3 protein-coding genes are annotated in these 3,814 nt (G+C 65.0%); all 3 read right to left on the bottom strand.

The features are described from left to right. Positions 1-1,037: Hsp70 family protein (locus WCA53_RS20300; RefSeq protein ID WP_423914846.1), on the bottom strand; the 1,037-nt coding region annotated here is incomplete at its 3' end. 5 nt (positions 1,038-1,042) lie between these two features. Then, a complete protein-coding gene (locus tag WCA53_RS20295; protein WP_423914841.1) occupies positions 1,043-2,890 on the bottom strand; it encodes an Hsp70 family protein in 1,848 nt (615 codons plus the stop codon). Further along, the gene (locus tag WCA53_RS20290) at positions 2,887-3,456 is read right to left on the bottom strand and encodes a DUF2760 domain-containing protein (protein ID WP_423914839.1); all 570 of its coding nucleotides are present in this window, start codon (positions 3,454-3,456) and stop codon (positions 2,887-2,889) included. The genes WCA53_RS20295 and WCA53_RS20290 overlap by 4 nt, the downstream gene beginning before the upstream one ends. Positions 3,457-3,814 lie beyond the last annotated feature (358 nt).

The following is a 3,814-nucleotide window of genomic DNA, read 5'->3' as shown; positions in this document are numbered from 1 at the left end:
CTCGACGCAACCGCCGGAAAAAAGCCGTCGACGATAAGCCCTTGCGCTTCCCGCCGCGTCACGTCCACCGACCGCGCACCGCCGATAACCCTGGCGCCCGCACCCAGCAGCGTGATCGGGATCGAGTCCGGTGCACGCGCGCCGAGAAGCTGCTCCTTGGCTTCACGACACCGCTCAACAAGCTGCGACAGGTTGGCCGCAGACAATCGCGTCGGGGTCGTGCCCATCCGTGCCTCGACGAGATGCGCCAGCGCCAGGTCCATGTTGTCCCCGCCGAGCATCAAGTGATTGCCGACGCCGACACGGGTCAGTCGCGCCCGGCCGTCCTCGACATCCACCTTGATGAGGGTCAGGTCGGTCGTGCCTCCGCCCACGTCGCAGATCAGCACCAGACGCGTGTGCGCCAGTTCGGTATCGAGCGTGCTGCTGTGGTGGAACAGCCAGTCATAGAAGGCTGCCTGCGGCTCTTCAAGCAGGCGCAGGGCCGGTAACGCGGCCATGCGGGCGGCTTCAAGCGTCAGTGCGCGCGCTCCTTCATCGAACGAGGCGGGTACGGTGAGCACCACGTCCTGATCTTCGAGTCGCGCTTTCGGAAAGCGGTGGTTCCATGCCGCACGCACGTGAGCCAGATAGCTGGCGCTGGCGGCGACCGGAGAAACCTTGCCGATCTCGTCGGGCGCGCCCCACGGCAGGATCGGCGCGATCCGGTCGACCGATGCATGCGACAGCCAGCTTTTTGCACTGGTCACGAGCCTGCCCGGCACCTGGGCGCCCAGCGTGCGCGCGAGGCGCCCGACCACGCCGCGCTGCGACTCGAAGCTGCCCTCGCCATGCCAAGGTAACTGGAGATCGCCGGCGCTCAATTCTCCGGGCGCCGGGCGGTACTGCGCGGAGGGCAGGAGTGCACGCGCCGCGACCTCGCCCAGGCTCACGAGCTGATCGATGTCGAAAACGCGTATGTCGTCGGACCCCGCCTCGACATACGCGACCACCGTGTTGCTCGTGCCGAGGTCGATGCCGACGATGTATTGCTTCATCGGGCTCAGGCGCTCGCGCGGCCGCGCACGTCGAACTCCACTTTCCAGCGCTCCTCACCCGTGCGAGGCAAGGCTTCGAGTTCGAGCACGCCGGCCTCAGTCACCCGGGCATGCAGCTTCACGGGCACGACCTCGCCTGGCGTACGCCCTTCGGGCGACAGCGTCGCCTGGATTTCATCCAGTTCCTGCAGTTCTTCAGGCGTCCAGTAGTCGAGCAGGGTCCCGACCTGATCCTGTCGACGCACGGACGAACCGAAGAAGCGGAAGTGGACGGGTTCGCCCACCACGAGGCCGAACTCTTGCGGCGGCAAAGGAGCCTCACTGCCTTCTTCCATGCCGAAGGGCGCCACGCACAGCGCCTGGACGGGCGGTTCGATGCCGGGCACGGCAGGCATTGCCGACTCCACGGCGATGTAGTAGGCCCGTGCCGTGCCGCCGCGAATGCGCACGCCTTTACCGCGTCGCACGTAGCCGTAATATGCCGCGCCGCGCGCCACGGCGCGGTCCAGGTCGCCGCCTTCCAGCAGACGGGCAGGGGCCGCGCCTTCAGCCGCGAGCCAGTTATTGAGCGTTGAAAAAATCCGCTCCGCGAGCAACGTCGACTTGAACACGCCGCCATTGAAGAGGACTGCCGTGGGATGAAGAAAGCTGGCGCCTTCGGCGGGCACGCTCGGCAAGCCTTCGACATCTGCGAGCGCTCCCACCTGGCGGCCGAGGAACGCCGCGAGATGCCGTGTGATGGCCGCGTCCTGTGCGTAGGGCAGGCCGAGTTGCGTCAGCCCGACGCGTGCCCGATTCACCGGCCGGGCCGAGCCGTCCACCTGCGGGAAAAATCCGTCGAGAATAGTCTGGGTCAGTTCAGCGCGGGTCAGTTCGGACCGTATCGAGTTGCCGATCAGCTTGGACCCACGGCTCGGCACGACCAATGGCACGGCTTCTACGGTTGGGTCGCTGAGCAGCGTTTCCTTGGCTGCGCGGCACGCATAGGTCAGCGCCCTGAGCTGCCACGGATCGGGTTGCGTACCCTGGGCGGAGAGCTTGCGCGCGACCACGTGGGCCAGCGCAAGATCCATATTGTCGCCGCCGAGCAGAATGTGCTCGCCCACCGCGACACGATGAAGTTCGAGATTGCCTTCGCGCTCGATCACGGCGATCAGGGAGAAATCGGTCGTGCCGCCGCCGACGTCCACGACCAGGATGACGTCGCCTACGCGTACTTGCTTGCGCCAAAGCCCATCGCTCATCTGGATCCAGCTATACAACGCAGCCTGCGGTTCCTCCAGCAGTGTCATGCGCCCGTAGCCCGCCGCTGCGGCCGCCTCGGCCGTCAGTTCGCGTGCGGACGGGTCGAACGACGCGGGGATCGTGACGGTGATCGCCTGGTCGGCGAACGGAGCGTCGGGATGCGCGTAGTCCCACGCTTCGCGCATGTGCTCGAGATATCGGACAGAGGCTTGCAACGGGGACACGCGGGCGACTTCATCCGGCGCATCGCTGGGCAGGATTGCGCCCCGGCGGTCCACCCCGGCGTGGCAGAGCCAGCTTTTAGCGCTCGATACGAGGCGAATCGGGGTGGCCGCACCCCGATTGCGCGCGTACTCGCCGACCATGAAGTCACGGTTGGCCGTCCATGGCAAGCTCAGGTCGCCGGGAGCGAGCTCATTCGGATGCGGCAGGTACAGGAACGATGGCAGGAGATCAAGTTCTTCGATGGCCCCCGGCCCGGTGAGTTGCGCAATCGACAGGACGCCATGGCCGGTTTTCTCTCCGTCGCTCGAACTGAAGTCGACGTAGGAGAGGGCGCAATGGGTCGTTCCCAGGTCGATGCCAATGGAATAGCGCGGTTCGCTCATAGTTCCACCTCAGCCGGTGCGATGACGGTTGCATCATGATCTTTTGTGAGCTTGGGCAGGCGAACTTGAGCGACTCTCCAGCCACGGTGCCTGATGCTGCCGTTGAACGGCGCCCGTCCTACCACGTTGCCGGTCAGCCGGATCGCGGTTGCATCGAAGCCATCCGGTAGCGTAATCCGGGCGCCTTCGGCTTCCTCGCGCACCGGCTGAATGGTGAAATGTTCATGCAAGGTCGCGCGGCAGCCATCGTGTACCAGCCGCGCGGCGGCGCCAATGTCCGCGTCGGAGTAGCCCGCAATGTCTTCCTCGACGAAGTCGATAAAGCGCGCATCGCGCTGCAAAAGACCCAGGAGCTGGAAGGCCGCATCCGGAGTCGCTTCGCTCAACGTGGGCTTGGGAGCGGGGGGTGTCACCGGCGCCGTGGGCGTTGCGTGCGCGCTTGAAACGTTAGTCCCGTCTAGCAGACGACGCACCCCGGCGGCGATCTCGCGATCGCGAAGGATGGATACGAACGTTCCCACTGCAAGAGAGAATCTAGCGCCGAAAGACATGTTCAAATCATTCATAAACTGCTCCTGATGTGCTCTTTAAAGGACGAGCTTCCACTGGCTTGGGCTGAGCAAGCTCAGGGTGCAAAGGGCCATGCGATCCGTCCGTTGGCCTGTTATCCGGGCGCTGGCGCCCGATTTTTGCGGCGCAGACGGACTGCTATTACCCGTATTTTGCCCTGAGGCGGTCATCGACCCTTCGACACCGAAGATTTGACCGCGAAACGCAGTCGTGGCAGAGCGTCAATAGGGCGCTGATACGGATAGCGGGCGGCCTTGTCGTTGGAGTCGAATATTGGATGAGCGCATTAGCGTCGGCACGTGGTTCTGCGATGTTCCGGGACGCAGAAGCGCCCCTGGCCAGGGGCGGTTGATG

It is taken from the genome of Caballeronia sp., assembly GCF_049581465.1.
GTDB lineage: Bacteria > Pseudomonadota > Gammaproteobacteria > Burkholderiales > Burkholderiaceae > Caballeronia.
Note: the sequence above shows the minus strand (reverse complement) of the source record. Positions and strands in the feature narration are given on the sequence as shown.

Coding starts and splice junctions, on each gene's coding strand:
- WCA53_RS20295 (WP_423914841.1), bottom strand. CDS start 2,890: ATGAGCGAACCGCGCTATTCCATTGGCATCGACCTGGGAACGACCCAT.
- WCA53_RS20290 (WP_423914839.1), bottom strand. CDS start 3,456: ATGAATGATTTGAACATGTCTTTCGGCGCTAGATTCTCTCTTGCAGTG.